The organism is Streptomonospora halophila, from assembly GCF_039542725.1.
Lineage (GTDB): Bacteria > Actinomycetota > Actinomycetes > Streptosporangiales > Streptosporangiaceae > Streptomonospora > Streptomonospora halophila.
In genome coordinates this window covers 142124-165283 of record NZ_BAABIK010000013.1, presented here as the reverse complement: position 1 = coordinate 165283, position 23160 = coordinate 142124, and the positions used below count along the sequence as shown (strand labels likewise).

The 23160-nt window shown below is 71.5% G+C and carries 23 protein-coding genes, 1 tRNA gene and 1 CRISPR repeat array; of the genes, 17 read left to right on the top strand and 7 right to left on the bottom strand.

The features are described 5' to 3' along the window. Nucleotides 1–214: 214 nt before the first annotated feature. The 11 genes from ABEA15_RS13285 to ABEA15_RS13240 all read left to right on the top strand — a co-directional run bounded on the left by ABEA15_RS13285 (nt 215) and on the right by ABEA15_RS13240 (nt 6729). Complete coding sequence (locus ABEA15_RS13285) at nt 215–847, top strand: hypothetical protein (RefSeq protein ID WP_345556866.1); 633 nt, start codon at nt 215–217, stop codon at nt 845–847. An 82-nt stretch (nt 848–929) separates the two neighbouring features. After that, nucleotides 930–1496 carry a helix-turn-helix domain-containing protein gene (locus ABEA15_RS25635; RefSeq protein ID WP_425579390.1) on the top strand — a complete coding sequence of 189 codons (567 nt, stop codon included), beginning with the start codon at nt 930–932 and terminating at the stop codon, nt 1494–1496. 65 nt (nt 1497–1561) lie between these two features. Continuing rightward, nucleotides 1562–1735: a hypothetical protein gene (locus ABEA15_RS13280; RefSeq protein WP_345556865.1), complete on the top strand. Its 174-nt coding sequence runs from the start codon at nt 1562–1564 to the stop codon at nt 1733–1735. A gap of 75 nt (nt 1736–1810) precedes the next feature. After that, on the top strand, nt 1811–2068 hold the full coding sequence (locus ABEA15_RS13275; protein ID WP_345556864.1) for a hypothetical protein: 258 nt from the start codon (nt 1811–1813) through the stop codon (nt 2066–2068). Between the two features lie 141 nt (nt 2069–2209). Beyond that, nucleotides 2210–3028: a hypothetical protein gene (locus tag ABEA15_RS13270; protein ID WP_345556863.1), complete on the top strand. Its 819-nt coding sequence runs from the start codon at nt 2210–2212 to the stop codon at nt 3026–3028. Further along, complete coding sequence (locus ABEA15_RS13265; RefSeq protein ID WP_345556862.1) at nt 3025–3900, top strand: TRM11 family SAM-dependent methyltransferase; 876 nt, start codon at nt 3025–3027, stop codon at nt 3898–3900. Before ABEA15_RS13270 ends, ABEA15_RS13265 begins: the two co-directional genes overlap by 4 nt. Then, the gene (locus tag ABEA15_RS13260) at nt 3897–4955 is read left to right on the top strand and encodes a DNA cytosine methyltransferase (RefSeq protein WP_345556861.1); all 1059 of its coding nucleotides are present in this window, start codon (nt 3897–3899) and stop codon (nt 4953–4955) included. The genes ABEA15_RS13265 and ABEA15_RS13260 overlap by 4 nt, the downstream gene beginning before the upstream one ends. Beyond that, complete coding sequence (locus ABEA15_RS13255) at nt 4952–5323, top strand: hypothetical protein (protein WP_345556860.1); 372 nt, start codon at nt 4952–4954, stop codon at nt 5321–5323. The genes ABEA15_RS13260 and ABEA15_RS13255 overlap by 4 nt, the downstream gene beginning before the upstream one ends. A gap of 46 nt (nt 5324–5369) precedes the next feature. Further along, the gene (locus tag ABEA15_RS13250) at nt 5370–6206 is read left to right on the top strand and encodes a hypothetical protein (protein WP_345556859.1); all 837 of its coding nucleotides are present in this window, start codon (nt 5370–5372) and stop codon (nt 6204–6206) included. Further along, nucleotides 6203–6523 (top strand): WhiB family transcriptional regulator, encoded by a 321-nt coding sequence (locus ABEA15_RS13245; protein ID WP_345556858.1) that lies wholly within the window; start codon nt 6203–6205, stop codon nt 6521–6523. Before ABEA15_RS13250 ends, ABEA15_RS13245 begins: the two co-directional genes overlap by 4 nt. After that, on the top strand, nt 6502–6729 hold the full coding sequence (locus ABEA15_RS13240; protein ID WP_345556857.1) for a helix-turn-helix domain-containing protein: 228 nt from the start codon (nt 6502–6504) through the stop codon (nt 6727–6729). Before ABEA15_RS13245 ends, ABEA15_RS13240 begins: the two co-directional genes overlap by 22 nt. Nucleotides 6730–7467: 738 nt before the next feature. Here ABEA15_RS13240 and ABEA15_RS13235 read toward each other — a convergent pair. Both ABEA15_RS13235 and ABEA15_RS13230 read right to left on the bottom strand, forming a co-directional pair. After that, complete coding sequence (locus ABEA15_RS13235) at nt 7468–8844, bottom strand: tyrosine-type recombinase/integrase (protein ID WP_345556856.1); 1377 nt, start codon at nt 8842–8844, stop codon at nt 7468–7470. Nucleotides 8845–9119: 275 nt separating this feature from the next. After that, a CRISPR array of direct repeats spans nt 9120–10246; the repeat unit is 37 nt; unit sequence GTGGCGGTCGCCGTCAGCGGCGGCCGAGGATCGCAAC. Nucleotides 10247–10504: 258 nt separating this feature from the next. Next, a tRNA-Gly gene (locus ABEA15_RS13230) sits at nt 10505–10575 on the bottom strand. Nucleotides 10576–10694: 119 nt separating this feature from the next. Between ABEA15_RS13230 and dcd the strand changes: the two genes are divergently transcribed. Further along, the gene (gene dcd, locus ABEA15_RS13225; protein WP_344141114.1) at nt 10695–11288 is read left to right on the top strand and encodes a dCTP deaminase; all 594 of its coding nucleotides are present in this window, start codon (nt 10695–10697) and stop codon (nt 11286–11288) included. A gap of 239 nt (nt 11289–11527) precedes the next feature. Here the strand turns inward: dcd and ABEA15_RS13220 are convergent, their stop codons facing one another. Continuing rightward, nucleotides 11528–12538, bottom strand: coding sequence for an SDR family NAD(P)-dependent oxidoreductase (locus tag ABEA15_RS13220; RefSeq protein WP_345556855.1), 1011 nt, complete (start codon nt 12536–12538; stop codon nt 11528–11530). Between the two features lie 149 nt (nt 12539–12687). Beyond that, nucleotides 12688–13320, bottom strand: coding sequence for a rhomboid family intramembrane serine protease (locus ABEA15_RS13215; RefSeq protein WP_425579389.1), 633 nt, complete (start codon nt 13318–13320; stop codon nt 12688–12690). Nucleotides 13321–13842: 522 nt separating this feature from the next. On the opposite strand from ABEA15_RS13215, the gene ABEA15_RS13210 reads away from it, so the two are divergent. The 3 genes from ABEA15_RS13210 (at nt 13843) to ABEA15_RS13200 (ending at nt 17438) form a co-directional block, all read left to right on the top strand. Further along, entirely contained in the window at nt 13843–15171 is a 1329-nt protein-coding gene (locus ABEA15_RS13210) for a quaternary amine ABC transporter ATP-binding protein (protein WP_345556854.1), read from the top strand. Nucleotides 15172–15176: 5 nt separating this feature from the next. After that, a complete protein-coding gene (locus ABEA15_RS13205; RefSeq protein WP_344141479.1) occupies nt 15177–16409 on the top strand; it encodes an ABC transporter permease in 1233 nt (410 codons plus the stop codon). Between the two features lie 75 nt (nt 16410–16484). Then, the gene (locus ABEA15_RS13200; RefSeq protein WP_344141111.1) at nt 16485–17438 is read left to right on the top strand and encodes a glycine betaine ABC transporter substrate-binding protein; all 954 of its coding nucleotides are present in this window, start codon (nt 16485–16487) and stop codon (nt 17436–17438) included. Nucleotides 17439–17602: 164 nt separating this feature from the next. Here ABEA15_RS13200 and ABEA15_RS13195 read toward each other — a convergent pair whose 3' ends face one another. The 3 genes from ABEA15_RS13195 to ABEA15_RS13185 form a co-directional block, all read right to left on the bottom strand. Continuing rightward, complete coding sequence (locus ABEA15_RS13195; protein ID WP_345556853.1) at nt 17603–18124, bottom strand: hypothetical protein; 522 nt, start codon at nt 18122–18124, stop codon at nt 17603–17605. Nucleotides 18125–18409: 285 nt separating this feature from the next. After that, nucleotides 18410–19336: an alpha/beta hydrolase family protein gene (locus ABEA15_RS13190; RefSeq protein WP_344141109.1), complete on the bottom strand. Its 927-nt coding sequence runs from the start codon at nt 19334–19336 to the stop codon at nt 18410–18412. A gap of 408 nt (nt 19337–19744) precedes the next feature. Continuing rightward, a complete protein-coding gene (locus ABEA15_RS13185; protein WP_344141108.1) occupies nt 19745–20518 on the bottom strand; it encodes an IclR family transcriptional regulator in 774 nt (257 codons plus the stop codon). A 216-nt stretch (nt 20519–20734) separates the two neighbouring features. On the opposite strand from ABEA15_RS13185, the gene ABEA15_RS13180 reads away from it, so the two are divergent. After that, nucleotides 20735–21730 (top strand): 5-dehydro-4-deoxyglucarate dehydratase, encoded by a 996-nt coding sequence (locus ABEA15_RS13180; RefSeq protein WP_425579388.1) that lies wholly within the window; start codon nt 20735–20737, stop codon nt 21728–21730. Nucleotides 21731–21739: 9 nt separating this feature from the next. After that, nucleotides 21740–23032, top strand: coding sequence for a glucarate dehydratase family protein (locus tag ABEA15_RS13175; protein WP_345556852.1), 1293 nt, complete (start codon nt 21740–21742; stop codon nt 23030–23032). The last annotated feature ends 128 nt before the right edge of the window (nt 23033–23160 follow it).

Sequence of the window (23160 nt, the reverse complement as noted above, 5' to 3'; positions counted from 1 at the left end):
AGGCCCTGCACCTGCTCCATGCGCACCGGTGCGCGCCGGGAGACTGCCCGATCGTAACCCGCACCGAGACGGCCTGCCTGCGCGCGTGTGAGGTCAACGCCGTGATCCACCGCTACCTGGGCCGCTGATCACCGGAGCGTCACGGCGGGCGCGCCACGGGGCCGCGCCCGCCCCACCACCCCTGACCTTGCACGACCCGAAACGGAGTACTGCCATGAACACCACCGACAGCACCGACGCCTTCCTCGACCGGGCCGCTGAGGCCGAGATGGGCCTGGACCACCTCGTGCGCTGCCTTCAAGCCGGGCCGGGATCGGCGATCGCCTACGAGGAGGCCCTCGGGCGGCCCCGGTACCGGGTCCTGCCCGCAGACCGGTTCCAGCGTGTGCCCGAACCCAGCGCGGTCATCGTCTGGGGACATGCCGATCTCGCTGAAGAGATGGTCACCCACCGCGCCGACGGCGAAAGCATGGACGACCTTCTCGGGGCCCTGGATGAGACCGCCTTCGACTACCTCGGCGAATGGTACGAGCAGGGACCGGTGCCCTTCGGCCCCATCGAGCCGGTGCGCAACCTCATGTACGCGCGGGACTTCCAACTCAACCGCCGCAGCGACCGCTGGGTCCGCGGCGAGCGGCGCATCGTGCGCGACCACTTCGTCTACCGGCACCAACCCTTCATCACCGCAACCGCGAAGTACACCACCTATACCGACGGGCGGCTGCGCACCCTGCTGCGCGTCTACGACCTCGGACGCCAGATCAAGGGCCTGATCAGCCACGGCCCGGACGCCACGGCCGACGTGCGGGCGCTGCTCACCGCGGCCAAGGCCCACGTCGGGGCCTGACAACCGGGGCGGGGGGCGGCCCGGGGGCCGCCCCCCGCCCCACCTGCAACCGACACGTTCATTCCGAAGGGGATCTTTCATCATGGCCAGCGCCGCCGTCTGCTCCGACATCCTGACCCACCTGCGCGGGGCCACCGCGCCCGCCACCGCCGCCGAGATCGCCACCGCCACCGGGCGGGGCCGCTCGACCGTCACCACCGCCCTGCGCTGCTTGGAAGACGACGGGCTCACCTGCCGCACCCGCGGCGCCCGGGAAGGGGGCCAGCGCCTGCCCGACCTGTGGAGCATGGCGCGCGGCACCGAGCCCACAGATGCGCCCGCGCCCAGCGACACGCAGGCGGCCAACGTGACGGCCCCGGCACCTGACACCGCGCCCGTGGACTCCGGCACCGGGCAGGCGAGTGCGCCGGCATCACCTGCCGACGACGGCGCGGACACGGATACGGAGGCGGCCCCGGAGGTGACGGCGGCGCCGCACGACGCGCCTGCCAATGCCCCTGACCCCACAGATACCGCCGCGCCGCGCGCCCCGTCGAGGCCGCCGCCCCCGCGGACGCGGGCACGCCCGCGGGGACAACCCCGGTTCGGACGCCTGGTGCCGCACGGGGCGCCGAGGCCGAGAAGGCGGGCACCCGAGGTGGCTCTGTAGCCGACGGCGCGCAGCGCAACAAGGTCAGCGGCAGCCCGCGGCTGGAGCCGGGCGGGCTGCGGCTGATGGTCAAAGCCATCCTCGAATCCGATCCCGAGGATGAGTTCTCGCCCACTGAGATCAGCCACCTGCTGCGCGGGCGCAGCGTCGGCGCGATCCAGAACGCCATGGCACGGCTGGCCAATGACGGCGAGGCCGAGCTGACCTGCGAAGCGCCGCGCCGCTACAGGGCGGCCTGAGCGGCCACCGGGGCGGGCGCCCGAGGCGCCCGCCCTGTCCCCGGGAGCCGAACACCGACCCGAAACGGAGTCAAGATGTCGTGTGCTGACGCGTGTGTGCTCACCGCCGCGCTGACCGTTGCCCTGCTCCTGACCGCCGCCGCCCGGGGCGCCGCGCACCTGCGGGGCCGCGCGCCCGGGCGGTTGTGCGGCGCGGCCTGCACCAACCACTACCGCTACCTGCGCTCGATGACGATCACCGCCGACGGGCTGTGCTCGCCGGTGGCGCGCGGCGCTGCCCTGGCCGGGCTGGGCGCCGCGTGGGTGCTCACTCGCTGCCGCCACCGCAGGTAGATCCCAGCGGTTCCGCCCGCGCCCCGAGGCCTCCGGCCCCGGGGCGCTTCGGCTTTTGCGGTGGCTGTGTCCAATCCCGGGGCGGGCCTGGCTCTATTCGGGGTGTCAGGGCGAGGCGACGGAGGGGCGGGCACACGGCATATGACACAACACGCAAGCGAACCCACCACCGCAGCGGGAGGCTATGACCTGCGGCCCCCGTTGGCGGTCTGGCCCTGCGGACAGGACCCGCACACGCCCCCTGCCATCGATCTCACCCGGCGGCTGATCACCGGGTTGAGCGCGCGGGGCCAGGCGGCGGTGTTCCTCGGCCACGGCGACGGCGGCCCCCTGGCCCAAGCGGTGCAGAGTGGGCGACGCGCCTACGGGATCGAGATCGAGCCTGACCGCGTCACCGCCGCCGAACAGCGCGTCATCGACCACCTCGCCGACGAGGACCGGCGCCGGGCGGTCCACCGGTGCGGCGACGCCCGAAGCGCCGCAACGCTCCTGGAAGACATGTGCGGGCGGGCCGCGCTGGTCGTGGCCTGGCTGCCCGAGCCCGGGCGCATCCCGCGCACCGCCCGGGTGGCCAGCGGCCACCTCGGACGGCTGAACGGGGCGACCTACAGCGACGCCCTCGGCGACGTCGTGCGGGCCGCCGCCCGACTGCTGCGCCCGGGCGGACACGTTGCCCTGGTCTGCGGTGGTACCCGCCAAGACGGCGGCCACCCCGACCGGGTGACGGCGTGTGCCCACCACGCCCACGCCGCCGGGCTGGTCTACCTCCAGCACATCATCGCCCTGACCGATCCGGTCGAGACCTACGTCGACGGCGACGAGGCGGCGGGTGTGCCCGGGGCCGGCGGCCTCGGCCCGGCCCACGCCCGGGCGGCGGCCAGCGTCATCAACCCGACCCACGACGACGTGGTGCTGCTGCACAAACCCGCCGAGGTAGCGGATGCGGAGGTGGTCCGATGAACCGTCCCGCCAACCTCGCCTCCGTCTGGCCCACGGGCCAGTTGCAGGCCCGTGCCCAGCGCGGCCACCGCTACGCCCGGTTGTCGCTGGAGCACCCAGCAAAGATGCTGCCCGGCATCGCCCGCCACGCCGTCACCACCTTCACCCGTCCGGGCGATGTGGTGCTGGATCCGCTGTGCGGGATCGGCACCACTCTCGTAGAGGCCGCCCACCTCGGACGCGAGGGGCTCGGCTTCGAACTGGAGCCCAAATGGGCTTCCATCGCCCGCCACAACCTCCACCTCGCCCAGACCCAGGGCGCCGAGGGCGAGGCCCGGGTGCACACCGGCGAGGCCGCCCAGCTCGCCCAGACCGTCGCCGCCCAACCGGAGCAGGCGGGGCGCGTGTCGTTGCTGCTGACCTCGCCGCCCTATGGCGCCATGACCCATGGGCTGGTGCGCTCGGCGCGCGACGGCGCCAAGGCGGTCGACAAGTGGAGCTACCGCTACAGCCGCACCCGCGCCCGCGCCAACCTCGCCCACCAGCCCATGGGTGAGCTGCTGGCCTCGTTCACCGACATCCTGTCCGGCTGCCGAGCGCTGCTGGCCCCGGGCGCCCACGTCGTCATCACCACGCGGCCCTTCCGCTCCGGCGGCGGGCTGGTCGACTTCCCCGGCCAGACCATGGCTGCCGCCCAGGCGGCCGGGCTGGCACCGGTGGGCCGATGCGCGGCACTGATGTGCGCGCTGCGCGACGGCGGAACGGTCGCGCGCAGCTCCTTCTTCGCCTCGCTGGAGGCATCCCGACTGCGCCGCCGGGGCGCCGCGGCCCACGTGGTCCAGCACGAGGACGCGCTGATCCTGCGCAACCCCGCCGAGGAGGCCCACACGTGAGCGAACCCGGCAACCTCCTACTCCAACCGCCACCATCCCCCACGCCCGCCTTGGCCGACCCGGTCACCGTGGGGTCGCTGTGCACCGGCATCGCCGGCCTCGACCTCGGCACGGCCGAAGCCCTGGGCCGGACCCGTCTGGCCTGGGTAGCCGACAACGACCCCGACATCGCCCGGTTCCTGCACGCACGGTTCCCGCAGGTCCCCAACCTCGGCGACCTGGGCGCCGTCGAGTGGCGCCGGGTGGAACCCGTGGACGTGCTCACCGCAGGGTTCCCGTGCGAGGACGTGAGCATCTCCGGACGCGGCGCCGGCATCGAGAACGGAGAACGCAGTGGAGTCTGGGCCCGCGTCATGGACGCCGTTCGCCATCTTCGACCCCGCCTGCTCGTCGTGGAGAACGTGGCCGCCCTGCGGTGGCAGTGGAAGGGCGCCGGGCTCGGCCCCGTCCTGGGCGAGTTGGCCGCCGCGGGGTATGACGCGCAGTGGCACAGCCTACGGGCCCGCGACGTCGGCGCCCCGCACGCCCGCGAGCGGCTGTTCCTCACTGCCCACCCCCGCCGCCCGCGATGCGGGCCGGGGCCCCTGCCGGGTGGCCGAGCGCAAGCGCCGCGGCAAGCAGGTGGGCCTGCCCGATGCGGTGCGCCACCTGGCCGAGACCAATCCCGCGGCCACCTCCTGCACCCGCAGCTGCACACCCGAGCTGCCGACGACGGCGGCGCCGCGCTGCCCGGCAGCGCGAAGGCCCAGGCCGAGAGGGCGTGTGCCTTGAGCGCGCCGGGCGCCTGGGGCTCTGGCGAGCAGGCGATCCGCCGCTGGGAGCACATCACCGGCCGGAGGGCGCCGTGCCCGCTGGAGCCGGGCCAGCGCGGCGGTAGGCGCTTGTCCGCGCGTTTCACCGAGTGGCTCATGGGCTTCGACGAGGGCTGGATCAGCGACCCCGCCCTCGGCCTGTCGCGCAACGCCCACCTTCGTGCCCTGGGACGGGCCGTCGTGCCGCTACAAGCCGAAGCCGCCCTGCACCTGCTATTGCGCGGCGAGGAGGAGCCCTGGTGATCCCCTCCGAGCGCCCCGACCTGACCGAGGAGCAGCCCGTGGAAACTGCCGCTTTTGACAACCGCCGCGCGCTGGCGGACGACCTACGCGCCTTGGCCGCCTTCTTGGAAGAACGGCTGGAGTTGCCAGTCAGCCCGCACGCCCGCGTGGAGGTCGCCTACTTCCCGCGCGGCGACGACCAGGAACAAGCCGACGAGGTCGACCGCGTCGCCGGGCTCCTCGGTACACGGTCGCGATGGGAGGGCGAGCACCTGGTGTGCGGGCGCGGCTTCGGCCGGGCCGCCTACCGGGTGGTGGCCATACCCGAGGAGGTGCGGGCCCGCCACCGCGCGCTGATGAGCTACGCCGACGCCATACGCCCCGACTGATACCGGGCCGCGACTGACCGTCAGACGACAGAAGGGGAGAAGGCGGGTGCCCGCGGCCACCACCGACGAGGAGATCGCCCGGATCCAGCGCGCCGCCAAGCGCCTGGACGTCGCACTCATGGCGGTAGCCGCCGGAGCACTCGCCTTCTCCACCGTCACCGTCGCCGAACTGGCCATCGACCACGGCGTTCCCGCCTGGATCGCCTGGATGCTCGAACCGCTGGTCGGCATCGCCCTATGGGCCGCCTTGAGTTCGGACGCGGTCCTGGCACGCTACGGCCGCGCCTCGTGCTGGCGGGCCTGGCTGCTGCGCACCTTCACCGGTGCGGCCACCCTGACCACCAATATCTGGGGTTCGGTCTTCGCCGCACCCCGCCCCGGCCACCTCGCGTGGGACCCCGACCCGACCGGCATCGTGCTCCACGCGATCGCCCCGGTTTTGTTGATCCTGCTGGCCGAGGCGGCACCGCGCTACCGGGCGCACTTCGCCGCCATCACGACCACCCTGACCAGCCCGGATGCGGCCACCAACCGCCCCGACACGGCCCCGACCGGGGTTGCCGGGCCACCAGCCCACCCGGCCCCCGCAACCGCCCACCGGGGCGATCACGGCCCGGTGCCGGATCCCGCCACGGCGGACGGAACGCCGGGCACCACGGGTGGTGACCACGGTCAGGGCGGGGCCGCTGGGGGCGTCCGCGGGGCTGGCCCCACTGCGGAGCGGCCCGGCCGCGCTGACCGGGAGGCCGCCGCCCGCGCCCTGATCACCGACGAGCCCGGTATCACCGGCGCCGAACTCGCGCGCCGCCTCGGCTTGAAAACCCGGACCGCCCAGCGCATCCGCAGCCGCATCAGCCCGACCACGACCGCCGAGGGATCATGACTGCCAGGCGACAGCGACACGCACGAGGCACCCGGCGACCAGGGGAGGAGTGGCAGGAATCGGCCCTCTGCCGCCTCCACGACGCCCGGCACTTCTTTCCCAGCCAAGGCGGCAGCGTCCGTACCGCCAAGCAGGTATGCCGGCGCTGCCCCGTCTGGATCGAGTGCCTTGACCAGGCGATGCGCACCGGTGAGCGCTGGGGCGTGTGGGGCGGCGCCTCCGAAGAGGAGCGCCAACGTTTCCGCGTCGCCGCCGCGCACGATCGTCGCCCGACCTCGGAGACCACGGAGGAGCCGTGCAGGAGACCCCGCTGCTGACCATCCCGCAGGCCGCCCGCCGCCTCAACGTCCCCGAGTCTTGGTTGCGTGACAAGGTCACTACCCGCAAGGTCCCCCACCGCCGCCTGGGCAAACACGTCCGCTTCGGCGAAGACGACCTCGACCAGATTGCGGAACAGGCGCGGCAAGAACCTGCCGACACACAGCGCCGCGGAACCCTGCATCGTGGTTGGAACCGTCACTGACTTCGCGTGGATTATTGGGGTACAACCGTGTGGTTTCCTTGGCCGTGAGTAGTGGTATTACGCAGTGTAGCTAATAGCGGATCACGCGACTTTGATCCTGTATCAGGCTTCAGTGATAGCCGATCACGGATACAATGAGTCTTATTGAGTCCACGCGATGATGCGGGATCGTGTGTTGGTTCGCTGCATCAAGCGCGGACGAGAAGAGCCCTCGGGCAGCCGGCAAGCTGTCATCCCGAGGGCTCCGTGGGGAGGGGGTGGGGCCTCTACAGGCCGCCGCCCCCTCGCCATACGTCGAAGATCAGGCGCAGGAACAGGTCCAGCGTCCGCATCGCCTCAGGTGACTTCCACCAGCGGCCGCGCTCGCTCTTCGACATTGCCACCTCCTCACCCGTCAGCTATCTGGAAGGCAGGGACGACTGGCTGCCGTCTACTTCCAAACGTACTGCCAGAGAAAGACCAAAAAGGCTCTTCGAGAGATTTGGGCTGCCGAGCGCAGTGCGTCTGTCTGGGCGCGCTGCCATGATCCGCAGCACGCATCTGGCGCCGGTTGCGGATTCGTATCCCTGTAAAGGGAAAACAAAAGAAATCGGAGTTGCGCGCCCGGGGTTGCATTGAATTTGCGCTACTTTTGAGATTCGCGCGCCGCGGCCCTCCGAACGTCGTTGGAGGAGGCCACCGCGGCGTGGTGCCCAAGGGCCGGGCGTGATCGCCCGGCCCCAGTTGTTGTGGCAGGTGTCAGGACACGACGGTCAGGTGGTGGGTACCGCCGCTGGTGGGCAGGGCCGCCAGGGTGGGCGTTGCGGGTGTGCCGTCGATGGCCGTGAGCAGGTCGTCGTCGAGGTCGGTGACGAGGTGGCCGTAGCGGTCCATGGTGGTGGTGATGGACTTGTGGCCCAGGCGGCGCTGGATCTTGAAGGCGTGGACGTTCTCTTCGATGAGCCAGGAGACGTGGGTGTGGCGCAGGTCGTGGATGCGCGGCTTCTTGGCCAGGCCTGCGGCCTGTGCCCGTTTGACGGCATGGATCCATCGGCGGTTGTAGAAGCTGGAGTGGCGCCACCAGGCACCCTGCTCGGTGGTGAACACGTAGTCCTCGGGATCTTTGCCCTCCAACCAGGGCTTGAGTAGCGCGATGGTGCGCGGTGAGAGGGCGATGCGGCGCCGGGACTGCTTGGTCTTGGGGGCGCCGAGGGTGAAGGTGTTGTCGGGTTGGCGCTTCCAGGCGCGGCGCACCTCCAGGGTTCCCGTGACCGTGCCGCGGACGGTGCGCAGGTGGATGTCGCGCTTCTGCAGGGCGGTGAGTTCGCTGTAGCGCAACCCGGTCAGGGCGAACACCTCGAGCATGTCGCGCACGTCGGGGTGGGCGGCCTCCCGCAGGATTTGGAACTCTGCTCGGGTGAGGAAGCACATGTCGTCGTCGCCTTCGCCGTCGTCGAGGCGGGGCAGGCGGATGCGGGCGGCGGGGTTGGCGGCGCGGATGGGCGGGTCTTCCTGGGTGGCGGCCTGGCAGATGGAAAACAGCAGGGCGTGCAGGTTCTGGATGGTCTTGGCGCGCAGGGGTGGGCGCAGCCACCCGGTGCGGCAGCCGCGATCAGCGCCCTTCCTCTTGCCTGCCGGGGCGTCGGGGTTGATCGGGATTTTCGGGTCGGCAACGCCTGCTTGCAGGGCGTTGACCCATTCGCGGACGCGTTTGGGTGTGAGGTCGGCTGGGTCGCGAAGGTCGGTCTCGCCGAAGGCAGGGATGAGGTGCAGGCGCAGGTCGCGGTGGTATTCGTGGCGGGTGCGGCCTTCGATGCCGGACAGGGAGTCGATGAGGTCGGTGGCGTAGTCGGCGAAGCGCACCGGCTCTGCCTTCTCCTGCAGCCCGTCGTCCTGCTGGGGGTGGTTGGTCCAGCCGATGCCGGGCACCCAGCCGGGTGCCCATCCCTGCCTTGGGATCCAGTTCTGGGGCCAGTGGTGGTCGGCGGCTTCGACGTGGAGTTTGAAGGTGTGGGCGGCGGCCTCGGCGTCGAAGGGTTCGGACTGGGCTGTTCCTGCGCGGGTGCCGCCGAGGCGCCATTTGACCCAGTACCGGGTGTTTCCGTTGGTCAGGCGGCGCTTTTCGATGATTGCCATGTGGCGAGGATCGCTCGGGGCCGCGCGAGGGCGGAGGGAATCGGGCGAAGAACCTCCGAGGTCGGGCGAGGTTCTCGAGGCCGGCGGCCGGGTGCTGGCCCATGAGTAGTCTGGAGTCTCGCCGAAGCCCCTTCTGCGGCGTGCTTCGGAACCGGAAGCTCTCATGGATTTCCGGGGAGGTTCCGAATTAGGTTTCTGCCTGAGTGGGTGACGATGTCCGGTCTGGTTGTTCAGCGCAGCGCGAATCGCATGATCGTTGCCCCTGCTCAGGCGGTGTGGCGGTCGCCGTCAGCGGCGGCCGAGGATCGCAACCGGCTCCGTCGGCGCCCAGGGCGCGGGGGCGAAGCGTGGCGGTCGCCGTCAGCGGCGGCCGAGGATCGCAACAGGTGCAGCGCGTACTCGGTGTCGCTGTAGTAGAGCATGTGGCGGTCGCCGTCAGCGGCGGCCGAGGATCGCAACAGAGTCCGCAGCCGGATACCCGACCCGCACCCCACGTCGCGGTCGCCGTCAGCGGCGGCCGAGGATCGCAACGGTTCGGGGCGGGGGTGGCGCGGCGAGGGCGTCTGGTGGCGGTCGCCGTCAGCGGCGGCCGAGGATCGCAACTAGGGGCTCGCCAGAGGCCCGGTTAGAGCCGCTCCAGTGGCGGTCGCCGTCAGCGGCGGCCGAGGATCGCAACCGTCTGCCCGGGGGTGACTCCCTCGATGACGCGGAGGTGGCGGTCGCCGTCAGCGGCGGCCGAGGATCGCAACTTCGCCAGATACAGGTCCACCTCACCCGAGCGGGCCGTGGCGGTCGCCGTCAGCGGCGGCCGAGGATCGCAACGAGGCGATGGCGGTCGGCGCCCGCCAGGCCGGCGAGTGGCGGTCGCCGGCAGCGGCGGCCGAGGATCGCAACGCCTCGAAGGCGCGCGACCAGTTCGCGTGCGTGTCGTGGCGGTCGCCGTCAGCGGCGGCCGAGGATCGCAACCAACCGGCGCGCAGGATCGCGGCGACCCCCTCGGGTGGCGGTCGCCGTCAGCGGCGGCCGAGGATCGCAACCACTTCGGCCCGCTCGACGGTGAGGACCTGGAGGGGTGGCGGTCGCCGTCAGCGGCGGCCGAGGATCGCAACGGCTTCACCAATCGGCGGTGGGTGTGCGGGTCGCGCCGTGGCGGTCGCCGTCAGTGGCGGCCGAGGATCGCAACCCACCGAACCCCCCGAAGCCCGCATGACCATCCCCGAGTGGCGGTCGCCGTCAGCGGCGGCCGAGGATCGCAACTTCATCGCCTACCAGCCGGCCGCGGACCTGCTGTGGGTGGCGGTCGCCGTGAGCGGCGGCCGAGGATCGCAACGACTCTGCGCAGGCGCCACGCGCCCCCGGCGAGCAGTGGCGGTCGCCGTCAGCGGCGGCCGAGGATCGCAACAACCAGCACGACGACTATGCGCAGCGCAATATGGGGTGCAATCGCCAGTAGTCACCGGCAGCGACCCGAAGGTTCACCGGGGCCGGCGGGGTCTTCCCGTGCACCCTGGTGCACCCTCGACTCCGGCGCGGATGACGGGGTGGAGTCTGCACATTGGGCGGCCGCGGCGAGGTGGTGCACCCTCGCGTGCACCCTAAGCGCAAAAATAGCCCTGCCTGTTCGATGAATCACCGCAGGTCAGGGCTATTTTTCGTACAGAGCGGATGACGGGAATCGAACCCGCGTTATCAGCTTGGGAAGCTGAAGTTCTACCATTGAACTACATCCGCGTCGCTGCGGGGATTGCGGTCTCCCGCCGACTCAGGACAGCTTACCGGATGTCGGCGGGGAGCGGGTAACCGGAGCGCGGGGCGGCGGTGGGCCGGTGGGAGGCGGTAGGTTCTGGAGGGTGCTGCTCTCCGATCGCGACATCAGGTCTGAAATCGAGTCCGGGCGGGTCAAGATCGATCCGTACGACCCCGGCCTCGTCCAGCCGTCGAGCGTGGACGTGCGGCTTGACCGGTACTTCCGGGTCTTCGAGAACCACAAGTACCCGCACATCGACCCCGCTGTGGAGCAGCCCGATCTGACGCGCCTGGTGGAGCCGGACGGGGACGAGCCGTTCATCCTGCATCCGGGGGAGTTCGTGCTGGCGTCGACCTACGAGGTGGTCGCGCTGCCCGACGACATCGCGAGCCGCCTGGAGGGCAAGAGCTCGCTGGGTCGGCTGGGACTGCTCACCCACTCCACGGCCGGCTTCATCGACCCCGGCTTCTCCGGGCACGTGACGCTGGAGCTGTCGAACGTCGCGACGCTGCCGATGAAGCTCTACCCCGGGATGCGCATCGGGCAGCTGTGCATGTTCCGGCTGACCTCGCCGGCCGAGTTCCCCTACGGCTCGTCCCAGTACGGGTCGCGGTACCAGAACCAGCGGGGCCCGACCCCCTCGCGGTCGTACAAGAACTTCCGCTGGGGGACGGGGGAGGGAGCCGCGCAGGCGTAGTCGGGCGACGCCGACCGCCGACCGCCCCCGCGATCGCCTACCGTGGCGCCCCCCACTCTTGCTGCCCCTCGTCGTGCGGCTCCCTCTGCGCGCCCTTCGACACGCGTCGCCCGGCCCGGCCGCTTCGGACTGCCGCTCACCCGCCCCCCGCCTCCACCACGCGTCCTCCTGCTGACGACCGCCGCACTGCCGCCCCGCCCCCGCCGACCGCCCCCGCCGACCGCCCCCTCGGCGCGGTCCTACCGCGCGAACGCGTCCACCCCCGTCAGCTCGGCTGACAGCTGCCACAGCCGGGCGGCCTGCTCGGGGTCGACGGCGTACGACCGCACCGCCGACGGCGTGCTCGCGTCCCCGGTCTCGACCATCTCGGCGATGTCGCAGTCCTCGCAGTACACCCCGCCCATTCCCGCGAGCTGCGGTGAGGTCGCCGCCCACACCTGGGTGGCCGCCCCCTGCTCGGGGGTCTTGAAGGCCGGGTTGATCGGATTGCCCTGCTCGTCGATCCAGCCCGCGGCCACCATCTCCTCCTTGGGGAGGTGGCGCTGCAGCGGGGTGAGGATGCCGCCCGGGTGCAGCGAGAACGCGCGCACCCCCGACTCCCGGCCCAGCGCGTCGAGGTGGACGGCGAAGAGCACGTTGGCGGTCTTGGCCTGCCCGTAGGCCTCCCACTTGTCGTAGGACCGTTCGAAGTGCACATCGTCCCAGCGCATGGGGGAGCGGTGGTGGCCGCGGGAGGAGACCGAGACGACGCGGGCGCCCTCGCCGGAGGCGATGGCCGGCCACAGGCGGTTGACCAGGGCGAAGTGGCCGAGGTGGTTGGTGGCGAACTGCGCCTCCCAGCCCGGGCCGACGCGGGTCTCCGGGCACGCCATGATCCCGGCGTTGTCGATCATGATGTCGATGCCGCGCCCCGTGGCCAGGAACCGGTCGGCGAAGGCGCGGACGCTGTCCAGGTCGCCGAGGTCGAGCTCGTCCACCTCGACGCCCCCGCCGCCCCCGGCGGACCCGCCGGCCTGTCCGCCGATCCCCGCGAGAGCCTCCTCGGCCGCCGCGCGGCGGCGGGCCGGGACGACGACGTGGGCGCCCGCTTCGACGAGCGCGCGGGTGGTCTCCAGCCCGAGGCCGGAGTAGCCGCCGGTCACGACGGCGAGCTTGCCGCCGAGGTCGATCCCCTCCAGGACCTCCTTCGCGGTGGTCCGGTTCGAGAAGCCCGAGCCGATCGGGCGCTGCGGCGTCTGCTGTGTGGTCATGGCCGCGATGCTAGGACTTCGAGTGCCCTCTAACTCAAGTGTCGCCGGCGTGTTCCGCCGCCGACCCCGCTCCCGGAACGGTTCGGGCCCCGCGTCCGCTCCGCCCCTCCGCATCCGCGGCGGCTCGGCCCCGCGTGCGGCGAAGGCTCCTAGCGCAGCGGTGCTCCGTACCCGCCGTAACCGCCGGGCCCGGGCCGCCCGCCGTAGCCGCCGTTCAGCTCGCGCCGGCTCTGGCGCCGGGGGAGCACGTAGGCCGCGAACAGCCCGCCCAGGAAGCCGAACAGGTGGGCCTGCCAGGAGATGCCGGTCTGCTGGGGCAGCACGCCGAAGATGAGCGTCCCGTAGAACAGGATCACGCAGATCATGATCACGATGTCGACGGTGCGCCGTTCGACGATGCCGCGCAGCACGGTGTAGCCGAAGTAGCCGAACACCAGGCCGCTGGCGCCCACGGTCAGGGTGCCCTGCGGGCTGAGCAGCCAGACGCCGATCCCGCTGGCCGCCATCACGATCAGCGTGGTCCACGCGAAGCGCCCGAGGCCGCCGATCGCCACGAGCGCCCCGAGCACCAGGAACGGGACCGAGTTGCTGATCAGGTGGGTGAAGCCGGCGTGCATGAAGGGGGCGGTGACAACGCTCCAGACGTTGTCGAAGGTCCACGACCGCAGCCCGAAGACCATGTCGAGTGCGCCGCCCAGGAGGGTGTCGACGATCTCGAACACCCACATCGCGGCCAGCATCGCCGCGACGGTCAGGAAGCCGACTGTGCGTGAGTGCGTCACTCTCACGACTTTACGCGACGGCCTCCAGCCCGACCCGGGAGCGGTTCCGGGTCTGTGGACGGAGGGTGTACCGGCCTATAGCAGAGAATCACGGTACACACACGCGAACGATCTGAGCGTAGCCGTTTTGAGCTGCCAAGACGCCGGAACAGTGATCGTGGTCACCTCGGTATGAAGTGTGGTGTAGATCACATTGGGGCGGCACCGCGTGGTCCAAGTGCGGTGCGCACGTCCGCTTTCCGGGGGGTGCTCGACAGTAAACGTGTTATCTCTCCGTGACGATGCCGGCGGCAAGTCTTCGCACTTCGTCGGTAGGGTTCCTATCACCATAAATGGGACTTAAAGAGCGGTAAGGACGTGGCGCGCGTGCAGGGCCCCGATCCGGCAGGGGCACTCATGAAGGTGTGGACCGACAAGCCCGGTAACGGAAAGTAAGTCCGGCGCGCATCGCCGAGGCGCGCGCAGGGCCGCCTCCAGGGGCGTCCCTCGGGTGCGCCACTGGACAGAGCCAAAGAGGAGACCGTGCCAGCAGTACGCGCAGACAAGCTTTACAAGATATTCGGCAGGCGCCCGACCAGGGCGGTCGAGCTGCTGGCGGACGGTCGGCACCGCGACGACATCAAGTCGCTGAACGTCACCGCCGCGGTCATCGACGTCTCCTTCGAGGTGCAGCCGGGCGAGATCTTCGTGGTCATGGGTCTGTCGGGCTCCGGCAAGTCCACGCTGATCCGGATGCTCAACGGTCTGCTGCCGCACACGTCGGGGACCGTCGAGATCGACGGGACCGACATCACCAAGCTGGGCAAGTCGGAGCTGCGCAAACTGCGCAGCGACAAGGTCAGCATGGTGTTCCAGCACTTCGCGCTGTTCCCGCACCGCACGGTGCTGGAGAACGCGGCCTACGGCCTGGAGGTCCGCGGCGTGCCCCGCGCCGAACGCGAGACCAAGGCGCGCGAGGCGCTGGCGATGGTCGGCCTCGACGGCTGGGAGGTGAAGGTCCCCGGCCAGCTGTCCGGCGGGATGCAGCAGCGCGTCGGCCTGGCGCGGGCTCTGGCCGCCGACACCGAGATCATCCTGATGGACGAGGCCTTCAGCGCGCTCGACCCGTTGATCCGGCGCGACATGCAGACGCAGCTGCTGGAGCTGCAGGCGTCGCTGGGCAAGACCATCGTCTTCATCACCCACGACCTCAACGAGGCGATGCGCCTGGGCGACCGCATCTGCGTGCTGCGCGACGGGCGCGTCGCCCAGATCGGCAAGGCCGAGGAGATCCTCAACGACCCGGCCAACGACTACGTCGCCAACTTCATCGAGGACGTCGACCGCACGCGCGTGCTCACCGCCTCATCGGTCATGGAGAAGCCCATCCCGGTCATCGACCCGGGCCAGGGCCCCCGCACGGCGCTGCGGACCATGCGCGACAACCAGACCCCGTGGGCGTTCGTGGTCCAGCGCGACCGCAGGCTGATGGGCGTCGTCGGTGAGAGCGCGATCGCCGAAGCCGTGCGCGACAACGTCAAGGAGCTGGCCGGGCTGGTCGGCGCGGCCGAGCGCGTGTCGCCCGACACCGCGGTCGCCGACATGTTCGTCCAGGCCGCGGAGAGCTCCTACCCGCTGGCCGTGATCGACGACGACGAGCGGCTGGTCGGCGTCATTCCCCGGGGCACTCTGCTTGCCGCCCTGGCCACCCCCGGCGGCGGCGAGGAGAACGGTGCGGACCAGGCGGCCGAGACCGCGTCCGCAGCGGACGAGGCCTCCCGTGCCGACGAGTCGGCGTCCGGTTCCGGTGCCGACGACTCCGGGGCCGAACCCGGCGACGACGCCCCGGCCACCGAAGGGAGCCGGCGATGAGCCTGATGTCCTACGCCGTTCCCGTGCCGCGCGTTCCGGTCGGCACCACCTTCGACGCCGCCATCGAGTGGCTGCGGGTGACCTTCGGCTCGTTCTTCGACTTCGTCGACCTGATCATCCAGGCGTGTGTCAGCACGCTGTCGACGCTGTTCTTCATGCCTTCGGCCACCCAGTTCACGCTGCTGGCCGCGGCGTTCGTCGCCGGCGGGCTGCTGGCGCGCAAGCACCGCAAGCCGACGCTGATCGCCATCGCGGTATGGGCCGGGTTCTACGTCGCCGAGCTGGCGGCCGGACTGGCCTCAGCGGTGATCACCTCGCTGCCGGCCCCGCTGTTCCTGTGGGCCATGAACCTGTTCGGCGCCGAGTACGTCTACCCGCCGCTGATCCTGGCTCTGCTGCTGCTCACCGCGCTGGTGGCCATCAGCTTCACTGCCGCGCGCGAGCGGCGCCAGCAGGTCGTCGCCGTCGCGTGGACCGCCGCGCTGCTGCTGATCCTGGTCCTGCACTTCGTCCTGGGCGTGCAGCTGTCCCTGATCGTCGCGGTCCTGCTGTCCGCGCTGGCCTTCACCGTGGCGGGCTGGGGCATCGGCCTGTTCAGCATTCTCGGCTTCCTGCTGATCATCAGCATGGAGAGCTGGGAGAACGCGATGAGCAGCCTCGCGCTGATCCTGGTCGCGACCGTGGTCGCCGTGGCGGTCTCACTGCCCATCGGCGTGCTCGCGGCGCAGAGCCGCCACGTCAGCACCGTGGTCAAGCCGGTCCTGGACTTCATGCAGACCCTGCCCGCGTTCGTCTACCTGCTGCCGGCGATCGCCTTCTTCAGCATCGGCACCGTGCCCGGCGTCATCGCGACGGTCATCTTCGCGATGCCTCCCGGCGTCCGGCTGACCGAGCTGGGCATCCGCCAGGTCGACAAGGAGCTGGTCGAGGCCGGCGAGGCGTTCGGCGCGCCGGACTGGCAGATCCTGCGCCGCATCCAGCTGCCGCTGGCGCTGGCCACGATCATGGCCGGCATCAACCAGATCATCATGCTCAGTCTGTCGATGGTCGTCATCGCCGGCATGGTCGGCGCCGGCGGCCTGGGCAACGACGTCTACACGGGTATCGCGCAGGGCGACGTCCCGGTGGGCTTCGAGGGCGGTATCGCCGTGGTCATCCTGGCCATCTTCCTGGACCGGCTGACCGGTGCGGTGACCCGCTACTCACCCGCCGCCAGGGCGCAGCGCGCATCCGCCTGAACCCACCATCCCCCTCCCCGCCGTCGCCCGCATCGGCGGGGTTCCCGGAATCACCCGCACAAAAGAGGAGGAACCGTGAGCGAGGCAAAACGCTTCACGAAGCTGATCGGAGTAGGTGCCGCGGCCGCGACGCTGGCGCTCGTCGCCGGCGCCTGCGGCGGTGGCGGCGAGGGCGGCGTGTCCACGGGCCCGTCGGAGGGTGAAGGCGGCGGTGACAAGGAGATCACCATCGGCCTCATCCCCTGGGAGGAGGACATCGCCGTCACCCACCTGTGGAAGGCGGTCCTGGAGGAGAAGGGCTACACGGTCAACATCGAGAACGTCGACGTGGCCCCGGTGTTCCAGGGCACGGCCGACGGCGACATCGACCTGTACCTCGACACGTGGCTGCCCAACACCCATGGGGAGTACTGGGACAAGTACGGCGACAAGGTCGAGGACCTCGGCGCCTGGAACGAGGGCGCCAGCCTGGAGCTGACGGTGCCGTCCTACATGGAGGACGTCAACTCCATCGAGGACCTCAAGGGCAAGTCCGACGAGTTCGGCGGCGAGATCATCGGCATCGAGTCCGGCTCGGGCCTGGTGCAGACCACCGAAGAGGAGGCGATGCCCGCCTACGGCCTCGAGGGCGAGTACAAGCTGGTCAAGTCCTCCACGCCGGCGATGCTGGAGGAGCTGCGTACGGCGATCAAGGAGGAGAAGCCGATCGTCGTGACGCTGTGGCGTCCGCACATCGTCTACGCCCAGGAGGACCTCAAGGACCTCGAGGACCCCAAGGGCGCGATGGGCGAGCCCGAGTCGATCCACAGCATCGGCCGTCCCGGCTTCTCCGAGGACTACCCGGACCTCGCCGAGTGGATCGGCAACTTCAAGCTCTCCGACGAGCAGATCGGCAGCCTCGAGCAGACGGTCATCGGTGAGTACGAGGGCGAGGAGACCGAGGGTGCGAAGGCCTGGCTGGCCGACAACCCCGACTACCTCAAGGAGGTCATGGGCGACGACGCCAAGGGCCTGGACTTCAGCTCCTAGCCCGCGCAGGTCGCCCGGCACCTGCGGGTGCCGCACCTCGTGCAGCGAACGGGCCGCGTCCTTCGGGGCGCGGCCCGCCGTGCTGTGCGGGGGAGGTCCGTTTGCAGCCTACGGGGCCCTGCGGCGGCGGGCGCCCGTTCGGCGGTCGCCGCCTAAGCGCGGGCTCAGCGCCCCGACGTGAGCGAGCGGTCGCGCGGGGGGATGCCCGCTGTACTCATGAACGCGTCGACCTTGTCCGGCGAGGTCAGCCCGGTGAGCGGCAGGTAGGGGCGGCTGGCACGGCGCCCTTGGACCGAGGGGAACTGGCGCGGGCGGCCGGTGACGTCGCACAGGCCCAGCGACCGGGTGCGTCCGCGCAGCACGTAGTAGGAGCCGACGTCGGCGAACGGGATGCGCACGATGTAGCGCCCGCGCGTGTAGCGGAACTCCCCGTCCTCCACCTCGAGCACCGGCACCCGCAGCCGGAGGCCGTCGGCCAGCAGCGCCAGCCCGGCCACCAGCACCGCGGTGCCCAGCGCCACGGCACCCCAGCGCAGCGCCCCCTGAGCGGCCTGCTCGGGCACGCCCACAAGCCCGGCGAACGCCGCCGCGGCACCTCCCGCGCCGGCCAGCGCCAGGACCGCGCCGCTCCACAGCTCCGCCCGTTTGCGGCCCATCGGGCAGGTCAGCCGAACGATTTCGGACACGGGAGCGCCTCTCTCACTGAGCAGGGGGACTGGCAAAGGGGACGCGGCAATCGGAACCATATCGGTTATCCGGGCGGTGCAACGGCGGTTTGCGGCGATCGGCGGCGCCTTTTCGGCGTGTGTCCAGATGCCTCCGCTGCCGGTGCCCGAACACGCTGATGGCGGCCGCTGCGCGCGGCCGCCATCAGCCCTGCGGTGTCCCGCTTCCGTGCCCGCCCCGGCGCCCGCCCGGTTAGGAGGCGGCGCCGCTCCTGACAGGCGTCGGGCACGTCGGAAGGCGAAGCTCTAGCAGTTGGTCTCGCGGTAGTCGGAGATGTCGGAGAACAGGCCGCCGCTGTCCGGAGGCGGGCAGAGGAACTGCTCGTAGCGCTGGTCACCGTCCACGTACAGCTTCAGCCAGGAGATGCTGTACTTCGCGATGGTCGTGTTCGACAGGTTCGGCGCGAAGTGCGAGGCGCCGTCCAGCTCCAGGTAGGCCTTGCCGGGCGAGCTCGGCAGGCTCTCGTAGAACGGGATGGAATGGCTCTGCACCGAGGCGACGGAGTCGTTCTCCGCGCCCACGACCAGGGTCGGCACGCTGACACCGCCCCAGCTCTTGTCCAGGTTCCACGCGGTCAGCGGGATGGCGGCCTTCAGCTCGGGGCGGTCCTCGGCGATCTCCAGCGTTCCGCCGCCGCCCATGGAGTGGCCCATGGCCGCCATGCGGTCGCCGTCGACGATGTCGCTCACGTCGCTGCTGTCGGCCAGGTAGTCCAGTGCGGCGCCGATCTGGCGTCCCCGGCTGGCGGGCTGGTCGTAGCGGGAGTTGGTGTCGATGGTGAAGACCACGAAGCCCTGCGAGGCGAGCCGCGGGCCGAGCCAGGACATCGACGAGGAACTGGCCGTGTAGCCCGGGGCGACGACCACACCGCCGTAGGTGTGGCTGTCGTCGGTGGGGTAGTAGATCGTGCCGCCGCCGAAGCCGCTCACCAGCGAGGAGACGTCCTCGTCGTCGGTGTCGAACGGTCCGGTGGGCGCCTCGATGCTCTCCTCTGAGGGGTCGGGGCCGATCTCGTCGGCCTGGGCCGGCGCGCTCACGGCGGCGGTTCCGCCGAGTGCCAGCGCCAGGGTCACGGCGATCCGCCCGGCGGTGTGCAGAGGGCCGCGGGAGGGGGACGCGGCGGACGGGGTGGCCGCCTCGGGCTGCTCGGCGGTGGTGTTCGGTGCGAACATGGGGAATGCTTCCTTTGCCTCGCGACGGGGGGCCGCAGGCTCCGCGGGGGGTCCGCGGGCGCGGCTCGCCGTCGGTTCCAGGGGGATCGGCGGCGCGGAGCGGGGCGGGGTTCGGGATCAGGGGGTTGGGGGATCCGCCGGCTCGGCCGCTTTCAGTCCGGGGGTCTCCGGACGCGCCTGCATGCTGTATGCGGGCATGGGGTAACTATCCGCAATCGCGGCGTCACGGCCTATCCGTTGAACCACCAGTGTCGGCTTCGCCGCAGGTCGCGACGGTGGAATCAGTGCCGTCCGCGAGGGGCGGGACGCGCCGAAGTTCGGGCGGTTCGGGCGCGGCAGGCGGGCGGGCGAGGGGCGAACGAAGGGCCGGCTCCGGATGCAGTGCCGCACGCCCGCCGCACGGGCCGCCTACCAGAGCCCGGAGCGCTCCAGCGCGGTCCGGATTTCCGTGAGCGCCTCGACCGCGGCCTCGGCGCTCCCGGGGGTGTAGCGGGCGGCGGGGATCGAGCAGCTGACGGCGTCCTGAGCGGGCCGGTCGTAGCCCAGCGCGACCCCGATGCAGCGCAGCCCGACCACGTTCTCACCGTCGTCGGTGGAGTAGCCGCGCTCGCGGATGGCGGCGAGCTCCTCGAACAGGGCGGCGCGGTCGGTGATGGTCCTCGACGTGACGGCGTCCAGCTCGGCCGGGAGCAGTGCGTCGACCGCGGCGTCGGTGCGCTCGGCCAGCAGCGCCTTGCCCAGAGAGGTGCTGTGCGCAGGCAGTCTGCGCCCGACGCGGCTGAAAGGGCGCAGGTAGTGCCGCGACTCCCGGGTGGCGAGGTAGATGACGTCGGCGCCGTCCAGGCGGGCGAAGTGCACGGTCTCGCCCAGGCGCTCGGAGAGCGAGTCCAGGTACGGGCTCACCATCGCCGCACGGGGGTCGGCGTCGATGTAGCCGGTGCCGGCGAGCAGCGCGCGGATGCCGATCGAGTACAGCGACCCCGTGGGGTCGGTGCGCACCCAGCCGCGCCCGACTAGGGTCTGCAGCAGGGCGTACAGGCTGCTGCGCGGCACTCCCATGCGCTCGGCCAAGACGCGCAGCGTGGCCGGCCGGTCGAGCCCGCTGAGTGCCTCGAGCAGTTCCACGGTGCGCGCGGCGGACTTGACCTCGCGCACGCTGCGCTCGGCCGCATCGTCGGCCACCACGACCTCCCGGTGTCGCGCCTGGTTCGGATTTCCTGCACTCCCTGTCCGCGTATCTGGATTCTATCCATATGCGTGGGCGCCACGGACGTGGTGCGGCACGGCCGAGCCCCGCAGTGCAGCCTGTCCGGTCCGGTTGCGGCCCCGTTGACGTGGCGTGGTCCGCGGAATAACCTCCTTCTGCATAGAGAAATGTTGTCTACATATGGAGACTGCGTGAGTGCAGTGGCAGGGGCAGGCCACGGCGGGAGCCGTCCCGACTACGTCCGCGAGGTCGCCGAGCGCCTCGCGCACGGGATGGAGCGCGCCGTCCTGGCGTTCCCGCTGACCCCGTTCGACGCCGACGGCGGCTTCGCCGAGGGCGCCTCGGCCGCCTACCTGGACCACCAGCTCGCGAGCGAGCCCGGCGCCGTCTTCGCCGCCTGCGGCACCGGCGAGTTCTTCACACTGGGCCTGGACGACTACGAGGCCGCCGTGCGCACCGCCGTGCAACGCGCCGGAGGGCGGGTGCCGGTCGTCGCGGGCGCCGGCTACGGCCTGCGGCTGGCCGCCGACTTCGCCGCGGCGGCCGAGCGCGCCGGGGCCGACGCCCTCCTGCTGCTGCCGCCCTACCTGGTGAAGGGCCCGCAGTCGGGCCTGGTCGAGCACACCCGGGCCGTCGCGGCCGCCACCCGGCTGCCGCTCATCGCCTACCAGCGCAACCAGGTCGCCTTCACCCCCGAGAGCGTGGCCGAGCTGGCCGAGGTGCCCAACATCATCGGGCTCAAGGACGGCCACGGCGACCTGGACCGGATGCAGCGCCTGGTGCGCGCCGCGCCCGACGACTTCCTGTTCTTCAACGGCGTGCCCACCGCCGAACTGCAGGCGCGGGCCTACGCGGCGACCGGCGTCCGCGCGTACTCGTCGGCGGTGCACGCCTTCGCGCCCGAGATCGCCACCGCGTTCTTCCGAGCGCTGGCGGCGGGCGACACGGCCGCGGTCGACCGGCTGCTCGACGGCTTCTTCATCCCCTGGGTGAGCCTGCGCGACAGGGGCACCGGCTACGCCGTGTCCCTGGTCAAGGCCGCCTGCCGGCTGCGCGCCGCCGAGACCGGCGTCGACGTCGGCCCGGTGCGGGCGCCGCTGGCCGAGCCCGCGCCCGAGCACCTCGACGAAGCGAAGCGGCTGCTCGCCGCCGGGCTCGACCTCGTCGGACGACACCGCGAACAGTGAAGGACCACGATGCCTGAATCCACCGTCGGCCGTGTCCGCGAGGTCCGGGTCACCCCGATCCTCATCTCCGACCCGCCGCTGCTGAACCTGCAGGGCGTGCACCAGCCGGCCACCCCGCGCACGATCGTGGAGATCGAGACCGAGTCGGGCGCCGTCGGGCTCGGCGAGACCTACGGCGACACCGACTACCTCACCGCGATCCGCAGGGTCGCGCCGCACCTGGCCGGCGCCGACGTGTCCCGCCCCACCGCCCTGCGCGCGGTCGTGGACGAGGTTCTGGGCGCCGACGAGACCGCCTACGCCGAGGCCGGCACGCACGCCGCCGGCCTGCGCGGCAAGCGCGACCTGGCCAAGCTCAAGGCCAGCGTGTTCGCGGTGTTCGAGGTGGCCTGCCTCGACGCCTGGGGCCGCATCCTGGGCGTCCCCGTGCACGCCCTGCTCGGCGGCCGGGTGCGCGACCGCGTCGACTACAGCGCCTACCTCTTCTACAAGTGGGCGGCCCACCCCGGCGCCGGCCCCGACGAGTGGGGCAGCGCGCTCGACCCGCAGGGCGTCGTGGAGCAGGCCCGGCTGTTCGCGGACCGCTACGGGTTCGGCTCCATCAAGCTCAAGGGCGGCGTGTTCGACCCCGACCAGGAGATCGCAGCCGTGCGCGCGCTGCGCACGGCGTTCCCCGACACGCCGCTGCGCCTGGACCCCAACGGCGCCTGGTCCGCCGAGACCGGCGAGCGCGTGGCACGCGAGCTGACGGGGGTGCTGGAGTACCTGGAGGACCCCGCCGCCGGGGTCGGCGCCATGGCGCGCATCCACCAGCGCACGGGCATGCCGCTGGCCACCAACATGTGCGTCACCGGGTTCGACGAGGTGCCGGAGGCGTTCTCCCGCAACGCCGTGCAGGTCGTGCTCTCCGACCACCACTTCTGGGGCGGGCTGCGCGCCACGCTCGACCTGGCCGCGCTGTGCCGCACCTACGGCGTGGGGGTGTCCATGCACTCCAACACCCACCTGGGCATCAGCCTGGCCGCGATGACCCACGTGGCCGCCGCCGTACCCGACCTGCACCACGCCTGCGACACGCACCGCCCCTGGCAGCAGGAGGACGTTGTCACGCGGCCGCACGCCTTCAAAGGCGGCGCGGTGGAGGTCTCCGACGCTCCCGGGCTCGGGATCGAACTGGACACCGACGCGCTGGCCGACCTGCACCGCAGGTGGAGCGACAGCGACGTGCGGGACCGCGACGACGTCGGCGCCATGCGCGCCGTGCACCCCGACTGGACCGCGCCCCGCCTGCCGCGCTGGTAGCAGACCGCGCGGCCGAGGCCGGCGGTCGACGCGGGGCCGCCGCCCGGCGGTCGCCGCGGGGAGGGCGTCCACACACGCCGCCCGCGACTCTTGCAGGTCGGAGTGCGGCTTCCTCGCCGGTGAAGGGT